12 protein-coding genes, 2 rRNA genes and 1 riboswitch (1 of these 15 cut by a window edge) are annotated in these 17,265 nt (G+C 67.2%); of the genes, 1 reads left to right on the plus strand and 13 read right to left on the minus strand.

Annotated elements, in window-relative coordinates; all coding sequences use genetic code 11:
* Nucleotides 1-38: 38 nt before the first annotated feature.
* Nucleotides 39-2,924: an aminomethyl-transferring glycine dehydrogenase gene (gcvP, locus tag ACQPXS_RS10645; protein ID WP_433449043.1), complete on the minus strand. Its 2,886-nt coding sequence runs from the start codon at nt 2,922-2,924 to the stop codon at nt 39-41.
* A 172-nt stretch (nt 2,925-3,096) separates the two neighbouring features.
* Nucleotides 3,097-3,191, minus strand: a riboswitch (glycine riboswitch).
* A gap of 119 nt (nt 3,192-3,310) precedes the next feature.
* Between gcvP and ACQPXS_RS10650 the strand changes: the two genes are divergently transcribed.
* Nucleotides 3,311-3,682 carry a PRC-barrel domain-containing protein gene (locus ACQPXS_RS10650; RefSeq protein WP_351808012.1) on the plus strand — a complete coding sequence of 124 codons (372 nt, stop codon included), beginning with the start codon at nt 3,311-3,313 and terminating at the stop codon, nt 3,680-3,682.
* Here ACQPXS_RS10650 and ACQPXS_RS10655 read toward each other — a convergent pair.
* The 12 genes from ACQPXS_RS10655 to ACQPXS_RS10710 all read right to left on the minus strand — a co-directional run.
* Nucleotides 3,604-5,046: a DNA polymerase IV gene (locus ACQPXS_RS10655; protein ID WP_433449044.1), complete on the minus strand. Its 1,443-nt coding sequence runs from the start codon at nt 5,044-5,046 to the stop codon at nt 3,604-3,606. The genes ACQPXS_RS10650 and ACQPXS_RS10655 overlap by 79 nt on opposite strands.
* A 67-nt stretch (nt 5,047-5,113) precedes the next feature.
* Complete coding sequence (locus tag ACQPXS_RS10660) at nt 5,114-5,797, minus strand: MerR family transcriptional regulator (protein WP_351808014.1); 684 nt, start codon at nt 5,795-5,797, stop codon at nt 5,114-5,116.
* Nucleotides 5,798-6,025: 228 nt separating this feature from the next.
* Nucleotides 6,026-6,499, minus strand: a complete 474-nt coding sequence (locus tag ACQPXS_RS10665; protein WP_053666762.1) for a bifunctional nuclease family protein — start codon at nt 6,497-6,499, stop codon at nt 6,026-6,028.
* A gap of 85 nt (nt 6,500-6,584) precedes the next feature.
* The gene (ftsR, locus tag ACQPXS_RS10670) at nt 6,585-7,322 is read right to left on the minus strand and encodes a transcriptional regulator FtsR (protein ID WP_433449045.1); all 738 of its coding nucleotides are present in this window, start codon (nt 7,320-7,322) and stop codon (nt 6,585-6,587) included.
* Between the two features lie 45 nt (nt 7,323-7,367).
* A complete protein-coding gene (locus ACQPXS_RS10675) occupies nt 7,368-8,195 on the minus strand; it encodes an FHA domain-containing protein (protein ID WP_433449046.1) in 828 nt (275 codons plus the stop codon).
* A gap of 190 nt (nt 8,196-8,385) precedes the next feature.
* The gene (locus ACQPXS_RS10680; RefSeq protein ID WP_433449047.1) at nt 8,386-9,276 is read right to left on the minus strand and encodes a DUF881 domain-containing protein; all 891 of its coding nucleotides are present in this window, start codon (nt 9,274-9,276) and stop codon (nt 8,386-8,388) included.
* Nucleotides 9,277-9,281: 5 nt separating this feature from the next.
* Complete coding sequence (locus ACQPXS_RS10685; protein WP_003988855.1) at nt 9,282-9,614, minus strand: small basic family protein; 333 nt, start codon at nt 9,612-9,614, stop codon at nt 9,282-9,284.
* Nucleotides 9,611-10,528, minus strand: a complete 918-nt coding sequence (locus tag ACQPXS_RS10690; RefSeq protein WP_356317990.1) for a DUF881 domain-containing protein — start codon at nt 10,526-10,528, stop codon at nt 9,611-9,613. The genes ACQPXS_RS10685 and ACQPXS_RS10690 overlap by 4 nt, the downstream gene beginning before the upstream one ends.
* A 149-nt stretch (nt 10,529-10,677) precedes the next feature.
* Nucleotides 10,678-13,173: a sugar phosphate nucleotidyltransferase gene (locus ACQPXS_RS10695; RefSeq protein ID WP_433449048.1), complete on the minus strand. Its 2,496-nt coding sequence runs from the start codon at nt 13,171-13,173 to the stop codon at nt 10,678-10,680.
* A gap of 113 nt (nt 13,174-13,286) precedes the next feature.
* Entirely contained in the window at nt 13,287-13,895 is a 609-nt protein-coding gene (locus ACQPXS_RS10700; RefSeq protein ID WP_351808020.1) for a CDP-alcohol phosphatidyltransferase family protein, read from the minus strand.
* A gap of 107 nt (nt 13,896-14,002) precedes the next feature.
* Nucleotides 14,003-14,119: ribosomal RNA gene (gene rrf / locus ACQPXS_RS10705) — 5S ribosomal RNA — on the minus strand.
* A gap of 86 nt (nt 14,120-14,205) precedes the next feature.
* Nucleotides 14,206-17,265 (minus strand): 23S ribosomal RNA (locus ACQPXS_RS10710) (it continues 55 nt past the right edge of the window).

Raw genomic sequence — 17,265 nt, forward strand, 5'->3', positions numbered from 1 at the left:
CGCCCGGAAACCGGACGGGGCCCTGTGGCACGGCTTGCTCAGTCCTCGTACGCGTCCAGCGGCGGGCAGGAGCACACCAGGTTGCGGTCGCCGAAGGCCTGGTCGATACGGCGCACCGGCGGCCAGTACTTGTCGGCGGCCGAGACACCGGCCGGGAAGACGGCCTCCTCGCGGCTGTAGGCGTGCTTCCACTCACCACCGAGCGCGGCGGCGGTGTGCGGCGCGCCCCGCAGCGGGTTGTCCTCCGCAGGCCACTCGCCCGCGCCGACCTTCTCGATCTCCGCGCGGATGGCGATCATCGCGTCGCAGAACCGGTCCAGCTCGGTGATGTCCTCCGACTCGGTCGGCTCGATCATCAGCGTGCCGGCCACCGGGAAGGACATGGTCGGCGCGTGGAAGCCGTAGTCGATCAGGCGCTTGGCCACGTCGTCCACGCTCACGCCGGTCGCCTTGGTCAGCGGGCGCAGGTCGATGATGCACTCGTGCGCGACCAGGTTGCCGGGGCCCGTGTAGAGCACCGGGTAGTGCGGCTCCAGGCGCTTGGCGATGTAGTTCGCGGAGAGCACGGCCACCTGCGTGGCCCGCTTCAGGCCCTCGCCGCCCATCAACCGGACGTACGCCCAGGAGATGGGCAGGATGCCCGCGGAACCCCACGGAGCGGCCGAGATCGGGCCGACGCCCGTCTCCGGGCCCGCGGCCGGCTGCATCGGGTGGTTCGGCAGGTACGGCGCCAGGTGCGAGCGGACGCCGACCGGGCCGACGCCGGGGCCGCCGCCGCCGTGCGGGATGCAGAAGGTCTTGTGCAGGTTCAGGTGCGAGACGTCACCGCCGAAGTGGCCCGGCTTGGCGAGGCCGACCAGGGCGTTGAGGTTGGCGCCGTCGACGTACACCTGGCCGCCGGCCTCGTGGACCTGGGCGCAGATGTCGGCGACGTGCTCCTCGAACACGCCGTGCGTGGAGGGGTAGGTGATCATCAGCACCGCCAGCTCGTCACGGTACTGCTCGATCTTGGCGCGCAGGTCCGCGACGTCGATCTCGCCGTCCTCGGCGGTCTTGACAACGACGACCTTCATGCCGGCCATCACGGCGCTGGCGGCGTTGGTGCCGTGCGCGGAGGACGGGATCAGGCAGACGGTGCGCTGCTCGTCCCCGTTGGCGCGGTGGTAGCCGCGCACGGCGAGCAGACCGGCCAGCTCGCCCTGCGAACCGGCGTTCGGCTGCAGGGAGACCTTGTCATAGCCGGTGACCTCGGCGAGACGTTCCTCCAGCTCGCGGATGAGCGTGAGGTAGCCCTCGGCCTGCCCGGCCGGGGCGAAGGGGTGCAGCTGGCCGAACTCCGGCCAGGTGACCGGCTCCATCTCGGTGGTCGCGTTGAGCTTCATGGTGCAGGAGCCCAGCGGGATCATGCCGCGGTCGAGCGCGTAGTCGCGGTCGGCCAGCCGGCGCAGGTAGCGCAGCATCGCCGTCTCGGACCGGTGCTGGTGGAAGACCGGGTGGGTGAGGTACGTGTCGGTGCGCAGCAGCTCCTCGGGCAGGGTGTCCTCGGCCGTCGCCTCCAGCGCCTCGATGTCGCCCTCGACGCCGAAGGCGGACCACACGGCGGCGACCTGGGCCCGCTTGGTGGTCTCGTCGCAGGCGATCGAGACCTGGTCGGCGTCGACCAGGTGCAGGTTGACGCCGTGCTCCCGGGCGGCGGCGACGACCTCGGCGGCCTTGCCGGGCACCCGCGCGGTGAGGGTGTCGAAGAACGCGCCGTGCACGATCTCGACACCGCCGGCCTTCAGGCCCGCGGCGAGGATCGTGGCGTACCGGTGCGTCCGCCGGGCGATGGTCTGCAGGCCCTCGGGGCCGTGGTAGACGGCGTACATGCCGGCCATCACGGCGAGCAGCACCTGCGCGGTGCAGATGTTGCTGGTCGCCTTCTCCCGGCGGATGTGCTGCTCGCGGGTCTGCAGCGCGAGCCGGTAGGCCCTGTTGCCGTCGGCGTCGACGGAGACGCCCACGAGACGGCCGGGCAGGCTGCGCGCGAACTTCTCGTGCACCGCCATGTAGCCGGCGTGCGGGCCGCCGAAGCCCATCGGCACACCGAAGCGCTGGGTGGTGCCGACGGCGATGTCCGCGCCCAGCTCGCCCGGCGAGGTCAGCAGGGTCAGCGCGAGCAGGTCGGCGGCGACGGTGACGAGCGCGCCGAGCTCGTGCGCCTGGTCGATGACCGGCTTGATGTCGCGTACGGCACCGGAGGCGCCCGGGTACTGGATCAGCACGCCGTTGATCTCACGCGCGGCGATGTCGGCCGGGATGCCCTCGCTGAGGTCGGCGACGACCACCTCGACACCGGTCGGCTCGGCGCGGGTCTGGATGACGGCGATGGTCTGCGGCAGCGCGTCCGCGTCGATGAGGAACAGGCCCTTCTTGTTCCTGCCCATGCGCCGGGACAGCGCCATGGCCTCGGCGGCCGCGGTGCCCTCGTCCAGCAGGGAGGCGCCGGAGGTGGGCAGCCCGGTGAGGTCGGCGACCATCGTCTGGAAGTTCAGCAGCGCTTCGAGGCGGCCCTGGGAGATCTCCGGCTGGTACGGGGTGTAGGCCGTGTACCAGGCCGGGTTCTCCATGACGTTGCGCAGGATCACCGGCGGGGTGAAGGTGCCGTAGTAGCCGAGGCCGATCATGGAGTCGAGGACCTGGTTGCGGTCGGCGAGCGAGCGCAGCTCGGCGAGCACCTCGGCCTCGGTGCGGGCGCCCGGCAGATCCAGGGCGTCGGCGTTCTTGATCACATCCGGGACCGCCGCGGCGGTCAGCTCGTCCAGCGAGCCGTAGCCGACGTGCGCGAGCATCTTGGCCCGCGCCTCCTGGTCGGGCCCGATGTGGCGCTGCTCGAACGGGATGCCCGCTTCGAGCTCCGAGAGCGGAATACGATGGGCGGTCATTGCGGAGGCCTCCTGGTCTGACGCGACCTTCGAGGGCACCACGGCGCGGGTGCCCGGACGGCCTCCCCCTCTGTCATCTCAACCTGAGAGCTTCACCGGGGCCTTGAAGTCCCGGTTTTCACCGTCGGTGAGAGCGGAAGCCGTCGACACCCGCCCTGCTTTCCAGAGTGACCTCGTCCGTGCGGTACGTGAGCCTGAGAGATTCCGGGGAGGATTTGCTCCTTCGGCGCCTCCGAGGTGGTCGGAGGACTCTCCCGCACGGGGTCAGCAGCCGCTGTCAGCCTACCAGCGAGGCCGGCGCGCGAGCCCTCGAGTGGCCGCCTCCCTGAATCTGCTCTTTCGTAGTGCTTACGGATGAGTTGCGACCACGTGGAGGGAGAGGGACCGTGCAGACCGAGATCGATCCGCGCAACCTGATCGGCCGCAAGGCGTTCGACCGCAACGGCACCAAGATCGGCACCATCGACGAGGTGTACCTCGACGACGCGACCGGCGTACCCGAGTGGGCGGCGATACGCACCGGCCTGTTCTCCCGCGACGCCTTCGTCCCCCTGGAACCGAGCGAGCTGATCGAGGGCTCCCTCCACGTCCCGTTCGACCGCGCTCTGATCAAGGACGCCCCCGACTTCGGCGTGGGCCGCCATCTCTCCCCCGAGCAGGAGCTGCAGCTGTACCACCACTACGGCCTGGACGTGGCATCACCTTCCGCGGCCCCGGACCACGACTTCGGCAAGCTGGCGGGTTCAGAGGAGACGTGACCTTCTCCGGGGTCCGGGTCGGGCGGGTGGGAAGGATCCGAGACCAACGGCAACGGATCAGCGGACTCCAGCGCGGGATCATCGACAGAGAACGTCCGCACCCGCCCCGGAGCGGACTGCGGCGTCTCGAACCGCACGGTGACCCGCCCCAGCCCACTCCCCTGCACCCACCCGTGGCCGTACTCCGCATGCCTTACGTCCTGGCCTGCCCGCCAGTGACGTTCAACCGGCTCCGGCCGCTCCAGAACGGACTCCGTCTCACTCCTCTCCGGCTCCTCCGCCGGAGGTGACGGCATGGCCTGCGCGAACAGGTCCTCCTGGGTGTAGTCGGCGAGCCCGGAGACACCCACGCCCAGCAGCCGTACCCCACCCGTGGTGTCCACGGAGTCCAGCAGCCGCGCGGCCGCCTCGCGCACGACCGCGGGATCGTCCGTGGGCCCTCTGAGCGTCTCGGAGCGGGTCAGGGTCGAGAAGTCGTACCGGCGCACCTTCAGCACGATCGTCCGCCCCGACAGCCCGGCCCCGCGCAGCCGCCCCACACACCGGTCGGCGAGCCGCTGCACCTCCAGCCCGATCCGGAGCCGGTCATGGATGTCCACGTCGTAGGTGTCCTCGACCGACACCGACTTCGCCTCGCGCTCGGCCACCACGGGCCGCTCGTCGTGGGCCAGGGCCATGGCGTACAGCGCGTGCCCGTGTGCCTTGCCCAGCAGCCGGACCAGCTCGTCCTCGCCCGCCTCGGCCAGCTCCTCGACCGTCGCGATCCCGGCGCGGCGCAGATGGTCCCCGGTGGCCGGCCCGACCCCCGGCAGGGTCCGCACCGGCATGGGACCCAGCAGGGCCCGCTCGGTGCCCGGCCGGATGAGCACCAGGCCGTCCGGCTTGGCCTGCTCCGAGGCGATCTTGGCGAGCATCTTGGAGGCGGCGAGCCCCACCGATCCGGTCAGCCCGGTGACCGCCCGTATGTCCGCGCGCAGCCTGATTCCGGCCAGCCGCGCCGACTCCTCGTCCCAGGCCGTGCCCCCGGCCTCCAGATCCACGAACGCCTCGTCCAGGCTGAGCGGCTCCACCAGCGGTGACAGCTCCCGCAGCAGCGCCATCACCTGCTCGCTGATCGCCCGGTACACAGTGAAGCGCGGCACCAGGTACGCGGCGTTGGGTGCCAGCCGGCGTGCCTGGGCCATGGGCATCGCCGAGTGGACCCCGAAGACGCGTGCCTCGTACGACGCGGTGGCCACGACCCCGCGCGGCCCGAGCCCGCCCACGACGACCGCCTTCCCGCGCAGGCTCGGCTTGGATGCCTGCTCCACCGAGGCGTAGAAGGCATCCATGTCGAGATGCAGGATCGTGGGCGCGTTTCTCACATCTCCGATGCTGCACCACGGCACTGACAATGCCGGGGGTGCGGAGCGCGCCGGGGCCGGACCGCCCTCAGACCGCCCGGTTGCGCCGCCGCGCCAGCTCGTCCGCGGGGTTGTGCCCGACCAGCGTCTCGCCGGTGTCGACGCGCTCGCCGTGCAGCTGGGACAGCGCGCTCTCCACGTCCCGCCACACCACGCCGACGGCGATCCCGAAGATGCCCTGGCCGCCCTGGAGCAAGGCGTGGACCTCGTCCGGCGAGGTGCACTCGTACACCGTGGCGCCATCGCTCATCAGGGTCATCCGCTCCAGGTCACGGAAACCGCGTTCCCTGAGGTGCTGCACGGCCGTGCGGATGTTCTGCAGCGAGACCCCGGTGTCCAGGAACCGCTTGACGATCTTCAGGACGACGACGTCGCGGAAGCTGTACAGCCGTTGCGTGCCCGACCCGTACGCGGGCCGCACGCTCGGCTCCACCAGGCCGGTGCGCGCCCAGTAGTCCAGCTGCCGGTAAGTGATGCCCGCGGCCGCGCAGGCCGTCGGCCCGCGGTAGCCGATGTGTTCCGCCGCCATGGACGCCGCCCCTCCGCCGTTCGGCACCACCGTCGGCCGCTGCGGAGCGTGACCGACCGCGCTGCTCGGTTGGGGATACCCGCTGTTCGAACGCAGCTGAGAGCTAGGGGGAGGGTACGGACCGCTCTCCCCGAACCCGCGTCCGGGGGCACCCCCAGCCGTACCGTCGCCGCTGGTGCTCACGCCGACCTCCGTCCTTGACCTGCCTTCACGACGGTAGGCAGTCACCAGGGGTGCGTCAACGATCGCCACACTCGGCACGCCGAGTGATAATCACCCTGGGAGTGGTTTCCCGTGTCCCACCGCGGGGAAAGGCTAGCCGAATGCGTTCGGGGGAGGCCGCAGGACGCTCTCAATGGCCGGTGGCAATTGCCCGCGCACAGGTGCGCCGACGCTCACCGGCCGTTCGACTCACTGGCTGCTGGTGCCGAAGTCCTCGGGCGAGATCTGGTCGAGGAACTCGCGGAACTTCTCCACCTCGTCCTCCTGCTCGTCCGGAATGGCGATGCCGGCGTCGTCCAGCACCGCGTCACTGCCGTAGATCGGCGTTCCGGTGCGCAGGGCCAGCGCTATGGCATCGGAGGGGCGGGCGCTGACCTCGACGCCGCTGGCGAAGACCAGCTCCGCGTAGAAGACACCTTCACGCAGATCGGTGATGCGTACTTCGGTCAGCTCCTGGCCGACGGCCTCCAGCACGTCCTTGAACAGGTCGTGGGTCAGCGGCCTGGCGGGGGCCATGCCCTGCTGGGCGAACGCGATCGCCGTCGCCTCCCCCGGCCCGATCCAGATGGGGAGGTAACGGTCGCCTCCCACTTCGCGCAGGAGCACGATCGGTTGGTTGGAGGGCATTTCGACCCGGACACCTACGACATCGAGCTCGTTCACACAGCAACCCTAGGCCGTGCTCGGGACGTTTGGGTAGTCGGGCCGGGAACAGGTGGCCGATCCGGCCGCTCACGGCCCCCGCTGTTCAGGGCAGCCGCACCCCGAGAGCGGTCTGCACCAGTGCCGTGTGCAGCTTCACCGTGAGCGCCGCCAGCTCCTTCGCACGGGCCTCGGCATGGGCCCTGGTCTGCGGGTTGCGGTGACGCCTGAGCGGGGCCACCACCTGGTCGACGAGTCCGGCCTCGCGGTCGGCGGCCGCCTTCATCACCCGAAGGTGGCGTGGCCCGATCCCGAACCGGCCCAGTTCGGCGACGAGCGAGGCCACGGTGACCGCCTCGGCGTCGTACGCCCCGTCCTCCAGGGGAGCGATGAGCCCGTACGACTCCCACTCCTCGAGGTCGCCCTCGTCGATCTCCGCGGCCGCCAGCAGCTCGGCCCTGCCGAGCCGGGCCACCGTGCGCGCCGCGGACGGCTCCGGAACGTCCTCGGCGGTGCGCTGACGGCCCACCACGGGCAGCTGGACGGCCTCGCCCCGTTCCATGGCGTCCAGGTGCTCGCGGATCACCTTGAGCGGCAGATAGTGGTCCCGCTGCATCCGCAGCACATGCGCCAGGCGCTCCACATCCCCGGCGCTGAACTTGCGATATCCCGAAGGGGTCCGCTGCGGCTCGATGAGCCCCTCCGACTCCAGGAAACGGATCTTGGAGACGGTGACTTCAGGGAACTCCTCGCGCAGCACGTTCAGCACCGTGCCGATGCTCATCAGCCCACTGTCCCTGGCGGCGGTACCGCTTCCGGCACCGCCGCTCGGTGTTTGAAGCATGGACCTTCCCTGGGGGTCCCCCCGGACACCGGGTCCGGGGGCGGGTCAGATGCCCTGCCGGCTCGCGTAGAACACCAGCCGGTACTTGCCGATCTGCACCTCGTCACCGTTCGACAGCGGGACCTGATCGATCCGCTCACGGTTGACGTACGTGCCGTTCAGACTGCCCACGTCGGCCACGGTGAACGAGCCGTCCGGAGAGCGCCGGAACTCCACGTGCCGCCGCGAGACCGTGACGTCGTCCAGGAAGATGTCGCTCTGCGGGTGACGGCCGGCCGTGGTCAGGTCGCTGTCCAGCAGGAAGCGGCTGCCCGAGTTCGGTCCCCGGCGCACCACCAGCAGCGCCGAGCCCATCGGCAGCGCGTCCACCGCGGCCTGCGCCTCGGGCGACAGCATCGGCATCTGCGTCTGGCCGGTGACCTCCGCGTCGTAGGCCTCGAGCCCGGAGATCGAGATCGTGGACGTCGTCTCGGAGGCACGCTCCGGCGCCACTCCGGGGCGCAGCGGCGCGCCACAATTGGAACAGAAGCGGGCGTTCTCCGCATTGCGGTTACCGCACCTCGTACACACCAGGACCGACATCGACGGATCCTCCTGCGGCTGCCCCGCCGGGGCGTTGGACGCGTACGGACCGGGGGCGAACCCTCCACCCGCACCTGAGGTTGACGGTTGCCCGAAACCTATGCCGCCGGACCGGGAAGGGTCAACCGACGCCCCGCCCTGACCTCCGGAAATGTCACCGCCCGGACCAGCGACCTGGTCCCGGAACAGCGGGCGCTGACCCTCCGCGTCAGGCTGTGCGCGGTGACGAGCGGTCGCGTTGTCGCTGCCCTCTCGCGCGCTCTTGCGGAACAACTTCGCAAACAACTTCACGGGCGATTCCCCTTGACCGAAACAGACCCGCCCGTGGGGCAGGACGAACCCTGATTGCCTACACCGGCCGAGCCGGACATTCTCACAACGTCCGTATCCACCAGACAGTTTCCACCACGCACCACCCCTTCGGTGCGCCGACCCCCCGCAACCTCATGCCCCTGCCCGACGTCCCCCATGCACCACCGGTTCACTGGGAGGACGACCGAGCGTAGTCAGGCCGCTTCGCCTGTCGCAAGGCGTCGACGACGATCTTGCCCGACTGCTGGACCGTCACCGTGGCCTGCTCCTTCTCCAGCGTCTGCACCACGCCTCCCGGGATGTTCAACGCCGGCTCCAGGTCCTGCGGCTTGCCGATGACCTTGAAACGATAGGGGGCATTGATCTTGTTCCCGTCGACACCGACGCCCTTGCCGGAGTCCGTGAAATAGGTGCCCGCGACCACCCGGACCCCATTGACCTGGATCGCCTCGGCACCGGCCGCGCGCAGCTCCTGGATCGCGTCGAGCAGCATGTCCGCCTTGACCGTCCCCTTCGTGTCCTCGATCGTCATCGTGATGCCGGGACCCTGCGCCGCCACCGTGCCCGCCAGAATGCCGAGTTGCTTCTCCTTCTCGGCCGTCTGCTTGCGGGCCTCCGCCGCCTGGTCGGAGCTGCTCTGCAGTTCCTGGCGCTGCTTTTCGAGTCCCTGCTTCTCGTCCTCAAGACGCTGTGTACGCGAATCCAGTTCATCGAGAATGCGAACAAGATCTTCCTGGCGCGCGCCGCGCAGCGCGCTGTCGCTGTCGCTGTTCGACGCCACCTGCACGGCCAGGCCGAAGCCGAGCCCGAACAGCAGCAGGGCGACGATGAGTTGGGCCCGGCTCACCCGCGGCGGCCACAGCCCCTTCACCAGCCGCTGCCGACCGGACAGCTGCTCTTCCGTGTTCTGTCCCGGCGCCGGCTCCGGCTCCGGTGCCCGCGCGGGCACCTCCTCGGGGAGCTCCTTGCGCAGCCTGTGTTCCGGCCTGTCCGGCTGGTCCGGCTTGTCCGGCTGCTCGTTCCGCTCGTTCGGCTCGTTCGCCTCGTTCGGCTCGCTCATCGGTATCACGCCCGGAACACATGCCGCCGGATCGCCGCGGCATTGGAGAAGATCCGGATGCCGAGGACGACCACCACACCCGTGGACAGCTGCGCACCGACGCCCAACTTGTCGCCCAGGAAGACGATCAACGCGGCGACGACCACGTTCGACAGGAACGACACCACGAAGACCTTGTCGTCGAAGATCCCGTCGAGCATGGCCCGCAGACCGCCGAAGACGGCGTCCAGTGCCGCGACGACGGCGATCGGCAGATAAGGCTCGACGACCGCCGGAACCTCGGGCCGGACCAACAGGCCGGCCACGACTCCCACGACGAGGCCCAGTACGGCGATCACGATGTGCCCTTCTCAGTCTTCTCGGTGCTCGGCTGTGCTGTGCGTACGATCACACTCGGTGCGGCGGGCAACCGTACGTCGCCCTCCGCGGAGATGGTGGCGCGGATGCCGAAGTTCTGCTCCAAGGCGTGCAGATACAGGCCGTCCGCACTGCTCTGGAACTCGGTGCTCAACCGTTCCCCGTCCCCCACCGCCAGCACCGTGTACGGCGGCACCAGCGGCTTGTTGTCGACCAGTATCGCGTCCCCCGCGGCCCTGATCGCGGACAGGGCGGTCAGCCGCTGGCCGTTGATGGAGACGGCCTCGGCGCCGGACTCCCACAGCCCGTTCACCACGCGCTGCATGTCCCGGTCGCGCACCCGGCCGGTGTCGGAGAACCCGGAGGTCTCCCGCGGGTTGGTGCCGTCACCGCCGGTGCTGGCCTCCTTGGCGTCGTTCACGACGAGCTTGACGCCCGGACCGTGGACCGCCGTGGCGCCCGACAGCACGCCCACCAGGTCCGCCTGTGCACTGCCGCCGCTCGACTTCAGAGCCGCCCGCTGGCGCGCGCTGACGTCGTCCCGGAGCCTGTCGACCGTACCCTCCAGCTTGTCCGCGTTCGCGGTCTCGCTGTCGATGCGGTCGATCAGCTCCTGCCGCTCCTTGGCCACCACGGGCGCCGCAGCCCGTGTCTGTGCCGCCCCGACGGTCACGACGAGCGCAGCGAGGACGAGGCCGGCCGCGAGGCCGAGCTTCGCCCGGAGGGTCTTGGGCAGACCGCCCTCGCCCTCGGACTTCTTGCGGGCGGCGGCCTCGGCGTACCCGTCGTCGAGGCTGTGGTCCATGACGTTGGTGATCAACGACATGGAGGCGTCCGGGCGCCGTGCCCGCGTGGGGCTGCTCCGAACGGGGGGTTGCTGCGGCATGCCGCACATCGTCGCATGTCGCGAGGAGTACCTCCGAATGGCCCCACCGGCGTGCCGGACAGGCCCCCTTGGAGGACACTTGTCCGGCACGCGCGCGTGCGTGGGTTTTGCCGCCCGGCGGCGTGTACTCCCTCACCGCCGGGCCTTGCCTCCCGGCCTTACCTCCCGGCGCTGTCCACGACGGCGGACCACTCGTCCAGCAGGGCCTGTGCCGAGGCGTCGTCGGGTCCCTCGGCCCACAGATGGGTGACGGCCTCGGCCGGGTCGGGCAGCACCATCACCCAGCGCCCGTCCGTCTCCACGACCCGCACACCGTCCGTGGTGTCGACAAAGCGATCCCCTGCCGCCTCGACCACTCGCCGCATGACCAGACCCTTGACGGCCCACGGCGTGGCCAGGTCCCGCTTGAGCACGTGCGCTCGCGGGATGCGCGCGTCGATCTGGCTCAGCGTGAGCTGCGTGCGCGCCACCAGCCCGATCAGCCGTACGAAGGCCGCCGTGCCGTCGTAGACGCTGCTGAACTCGGGCACGATGAACCCGCCCTTGCCGTCACCGCCGAAGATGGTGCCCTCCTCGCCGCCGACGCGCGTGAGGTCGTCCGGCGACGTCGTCGTCCATTCGACCTGGGTGCCGTGGTAGGCGGCCACCTGCTCGGCGATCCGGGTCGTGGTCACCGGCAGCGCCACCCGGCCGCTGCGCCGCTCCGCGGCCACCAGGTCCAGCATCACCAGCAGCGCGCGGTCGTCCTCGATGATCCGGCCCTTCTCGTCCACGAGCGACAGCCGCTCGCCGACGGGGTCGAACCGGACCCCGAACGCGGCCCCCGAGGACGCCACTATCTCGCCCAGCCGCACCAGCCCCTTGCGCCGCATCTCCTCCGTCTCCGTGGGCCGGGACTCGTCGAGACCGGGGTTGATGGTCAGGGAGTCCACGCCCAGCTTGCCGAGCAGGCTGGGCAGCACCAGCCCGGCACTGCCGTTGGAGGCGTCGACGACGACCTTCATGCCGGATTCGGCGATCCCGGTCGTGTCGACGTTCCGCAGCAGCGATCCGGTGTAGGAGTCGAAGACGCTCGCCGGGAAGTACAGGTCGCCGATCTCGCCGGGGAACGCCCTGCGGTACTCCTGCCGCGCGAACACCCGGTCCAGCTTGCGCTGGCTGCCCTGCGACAGGTCGGCGCCGTTGCCGTCGAAGAACATGATGTCGACCGAGTCCGGCACACCCGGCGAGGTCCGGATCATGATGCCGCCGGCGCTGCCGCGCGCGGTCTGCTGCCGGGCCACGGGCAGCGGTACGTTCTCCAGGTCGCGTACGTCGATGGCGCTGGCCTGCAGAGCGGAGATGACCGCCCGCTTGAGCGCACGGGCGCCTCGGGAGTGGTCGCGGGCCGTGGTGACCGTGGAGCCCTTCTTGAGGGTGGTCGCGTAGGCGCCGGCCAGCCGCACGGCCAGTTCCGGCGTGATCTCCACGTTCAGGATGCCGGACACGCCCCGGGCGCCGAACAGATGGGCCTGGCCTCTGGACTCCCAGATGACGGACGTGTTGACGAAGGCACCGGCCTCGATGGTCTTGAACGGATAGACCCGGACGTTGCCCTGGACAATCGATTCCTCACCGATCAGGCACTCGTCACCGATGACCGCGCCGTCCTCGATCCGCGCGGCCCGCATGATGTCGGTGTTCTTGCCGACGACACAGCCGCGCAGGTTGCTGTGCTGCCCGACGTACACGTTGTCGTGCACGACGGCCTTGTGCAGGAACGCGCCGCTCTTGACGACGACGTTCGAGCCGACGACCGTGTGCTCCCGGATCTCCGCGCCGGCCTCGACCTTCGCGTAGTCGCCGATGTACAGCGGCCCGCGCAGTACGGCATCGGGGTGCACCTCGGCGCCTTCCGCCACCCACACACCAGGGGAAATCTCGAAGCCGTCGATGTCGACGTCCACCTTGCCCTCGAGAACGTCCGCCTGGGCCTTCACATAGCTCTCGTGGGTACCGACGTCCTCCCAGTAGCCCTCGGCGACAAAGCCGTAGATCGGCTTGCCTTCCTTCATCAGCTGCGGGAAGACGTCACCGGACCAGTCCACCGGAACATCGGCTTCGACGTAGTTGAACACCTCGGGCTCCATGACATAGATGCCCGTGTTGACCGTGTCGGAGAAGACCTGTCCCCAGGTCGGCTTCTCCAGGAAACGCTCGACCTTGCCTTCCTCGTCGACGATGGTGATGCCGAACTCCAGCGGATTGGGCACCCGGGTCAGACAGACCGTGACCAGCGCGCCCTTCTCCTTGTGGAAATTGATCAGCTCCGTGAGGTCGAAGTCGGTCAGGGCATCGCCGGAGATGACGAGGAAGGCATCGTCTTTCAACGCCTCTTCGGCGTTCTTGACGCTTCCGGCGGTACCGAGTGGCTTCTCCTCATTGGCATAGGTGAGCTCCATTCCGAGCTCTTCGCCGTCGCCGAAGTAGTTCTTGACGAGCGATGCCAGGAACTGAACGGTGACGACGGTCTCGTTGAGCCCGTGCCTTTTGAGCAGCCGTAGCACGTGCTCCATGATCGGGCGGTTGGCCACGGGCAGGAGCGGCTTGGGCATGCTAGAGGTCATGGGGCGCAGGCGGGTGCCTTCGCCCCCGGCCATCACGACGGCCTTCATGTCGGAAGCGTCCTCCTCCAAGAAACGACGGTCTAGCCGACTTCACCCGTCCAGATTGTCCCGCACTTTTCCACCGCGGGCCATGTGGCGTAACGTCCGGACAATCGCCGAGCTCAATCGGCCATGGCGTCCGCGCGAACCAGACGGCGGACCTGTACCACGTAGAGCACTCCTGCCCACCAGTAGAGCGTTGTACCCCATCCGGCGAACGCCCATCCGAAAACAGCAGCGAGTGACGCGATCCAACCGCTCCCATCGCTAAGGAGCAGCAACGGGAAGGCGTACATCAAGTTGAAGGTGGCCGCCTTCCCGAGGAAGTTCACCTGGGGCGGCGGGTACCCGTGCCGGCGGAGGATGCCCACCATCACCAGAAGCATCAGCTCTCGGGCGAGCAGGAGGGCGGTCAGCCACAGCGGCAGGATCTCCCGCCAGGTGAGACCGACCAACGTGGAAAGAACATAGAGTCGGTCGGCGGCGGGATCGAGAAGCCGGCCGAGGCTGCTGATCTGATTCCAGCGCCGGGCGAGCTTGCCGTCGAGATAGTCACTGATCCCGCTGAAGGCCAGCACGAGGAGAGCCCAGCCGTCGCTCTTGGGGCCCCCGAACTCGGGCCTGAGGATCAACCACAGGAACAGGGGTACGCCGACGAGCCGTGCCATGCTGAGGATGTTGGGGATGGTGAGGACCCGGTCCGTCTGGACACGCGTCTCCTGGACCTCCACCCGGGGGCCTCCTGTGCGAAACGAGCCAACGATGCCCCCTGACCCTACCTCAACGCAAAAAAGCTCCGGCCCCTGGGCAGTGCCCAAGAGCCGGAGCTGTAAAAGGAGTTCGGCGGCGTCCTACTCTCCCACAGGGTCCCCCCTGCAGTACCATCGGCGCTGTGAGGCTTAGCTTCCGGGTTCGGAATGTAACCGGGCGTTTCCCTCACGCTATGACCACCGAAACACTATGAAACTGTGAACGCCGCACCACCCTCACCGGGCGGGGCTGTTCGTGGTTTCAGAACCAACACAGTGGACGCGAGCAACTGAGGACAAGCCCTCGGCCTATTAGTACCGGTCACCTCCACCAGTTACCTGGCTTCCAGATCCGGCCTATCAACCCAGTCGTCTACTGGGAGCCTTACCCCATCAAGTGGGTGGGAGTCCTCATCTCGAAGCAGGCTTCCCGCTTAGATGCTTTCAGCGGTTATCCCTCCCGAACGTAGCCAACCAGCCATGCCCTTGGCAGAACAACTGGCACACCAGAGGTTCGTCCGTCCCGGTCCTCTCGTACTAGGGACAGCCCTTCTCAAGACTCCTACGCGCACAGCGGATAGGGACCGAACTGTCTCACGACGTTCTAAACCCAGCTCGCGTACCGCTTTAATGGGCGAACAGCCCAACCCTTGGGACCGACTCCAGCCCCAGGATGCGACGAGCCGACATCGAGGTGCCAAACCATCCCGTCGATATGGACTCTTGGGGAAGATCAGCCTGTTATCCCCGGGGTACCTTTTATCCGTTGAGCGACGGCGCTTCCACAAGCCACCGCCGGATCACTAGTCCCGACTTTCGTCCCTGCTCGACCCGTCGGTCTCACAGTCAAGCTCCCTTGTGCACTTACACTCAACACCTGATTGCCAACCAGGCTGAGGGAACCTTTGGGCGCCTCCGTTACCCTTTAGGAGGCAACCGCCCCAGTTAAACTACCCATCAGACACTGTCCCTGATCCGGATCACGGACCCAGGTTAGACATCCAGCACGACCAGACTGGTATTTCAACGACGACTCCACACACACTGGCGTGCGTGCTTCACAGTCTCCCAGCTATCCTACACAAGCCGAACCGAACACCAATATCAAACTGTAGTAAAGGTCCCGGGGTCTTTCCGTCCTGCTGCGCGAAACGAGCATCTTTACTCGTAGTGCAATTTCACCGGGCCTATGGTTGAGACAGTCGAGAAGTCGTTACGCCATTCGTGCAGGTCGGAACTTACCCGACAAGGAATTTCGCTACCTTAGGATGGTTATAGTTACCACCGCCGTTTACTGGCGCTTAAGTTCTCAGCTTCGCCCCACCGAAATGGAGCTAACCGGTCCCCTTAACGTTCCAGCACCGGGCAGGCGTCAGTCCGTATACATCGCCTTACGGCTTCGCACGGACCTGTGTTTTTAGTAAACAGTCGCTTCTCGCTGGTCTCTGCGGCCACCCCCAGCTCAGAGCGCGAAGCTCATCACCAGGACTGGCCCCCCTTCTCCCGAAGTTACGGGGGCATTTTGCCGAGTTCCTTAACCATAGTTCACCCGAACGCCTCGGTATTCTCTACCTGACCACCTGAGTCGGTTTAGGGTACGGGCCGCCATGAAACTCGCTAGAGGCTTTTCTCGACAGCATAGGATCATCCACTTCACCACAATCGGCTCGGCATCAGGTCTCAGACACGTGCAGGGCGGATTTGCCTACCCTGCGTCCTACACCCTTACCCCGGGACAACCACCGCCCGGGATGGACTACCTTCCTGCGTCACCCCATCACTCACCTACTACCAGCTTGGTCCGGCGGCTCCACCACTCCCCTTTGCCCGAAGGCTCCGGGGCGGCTTCACGGCCTTAGCATCACTGGATTCGATGTTTGACGCTTCACAGCGGGTACCGGAATATCAACCGGTTATCCATCGACTACGCCTGTCGGCCTCGCCTTAGGTCCCGACTTACCCTGGGCAGATCAGCTTGACCCAGGAACCCTTAGTCAATCGGCGCACACGTTTCTCACGTGTGAATCGCTACTCATGCCTGCATTCTCACTCGTCAACCGTCCACGACTACCTTCCAGTGCCGCTTCACCCGGCAGACGACGCTCCCCTACCCATCACAGCACCCGTTGGGGCTATACGCTGCAATGACACGACTTCGGCGGTACGCTTGAGCCCCGCTACATTGTCGGCGCGGAATCACTAGACCAGTGAGCTATTACGCACTCTTTCAAGGGTGGCTGCTTCTAAGCCAACCTCCTGGTTGTCTGTGCGACTCCACATCCTTTCCCACTTAGCGTACGCTTAGGGGCCTTAGTCGATGCTCTGGGCTGTTTCCCTCTCGACCATGGAGCTTATCCCCCACAGTCTCACTGCCGCGCTCTCACTTACCGGCATTCGGAGTTTGGCTAAGGTCAGTAACCCGGTAGGGCCCATCGCCTATCCAGTGCTCTACCTCCGGCAAGAAACACACGACGCTGCACCTAAATGCATTTCGGGGAGAACCAGCTATCACGGAGTTTGATTGGCCTTTCACCCCTAACCACAGGTCATCCCCCAGGTTTTCAACCCTGGTGGGTTCGGTCCTCCACGAAGTCTTACCTCCGCTTCAACCTGCCCATGGCTAGATCACTCCGCTTCGGGTCTTGAGCGTGCTACTGAAGCGCCCTATTCGGACTCGCTTTCGCTACGGCTTCCCCACCCGGGTTAACCTCGCAACACACCGCAAACTCGCAGGCTCATTCTTCAAAAGGCACGCAGTCACGAGGATCCGAAGATCCCGACGCTCCCACGGCTTGTAGGCACACGGTTTCAGGTACTATTTCACTCCCCTCCCGGGGTACTTTTCACCATTCCCTCACGGTACTATCCGCTATCGGTCACCAGGGAATATTTAGGCTTAGCGGGTGGTCCCGCCAGATTCACACGGGATTTCTCGGGCCCCGTGCTACTTGGGTGTCTCTCCAACGAGCCGCTGACGTTTCGACTACGGGGGTCTTACCCTCTACGCCGGACCTTTCGCATGTCCTTCGCCTACATCAACGGTTTCTGACTCGTCCCACGGCCGGCAGACCGTGGAAGAGAGATCCCACAACCCCGCATGCGCAACCCCTGCCGGGTCTCACACGCATACGGTTTGGCCTCATCCGGTTTCGCTCGCCACTACTCCCGGAATCACGGTTGTTTTCTCTTCCTGCGGGTACTGAGATGTTTCACTTCCCCGCGTTCCCTCCACACTGCCTATGTGTTCAGCAGTGGGTGACAGCCCATGACGACTGCCGGGTTTCCCCATTCGGAAACCCCCGGATCAAAGCCTGGTTGACGACTCCCCGGGGACTATCGCGGCCTCCCACGT

The sequence above is a fragment of the Streptomyces sp. CA-142005 genome (genome assembly GCF_050942335.1).
GTDB lineage: Bacteria > Actinomycetota > Actinomycetes > Streptomycetales > Streptomycetaceae > Streptomyces.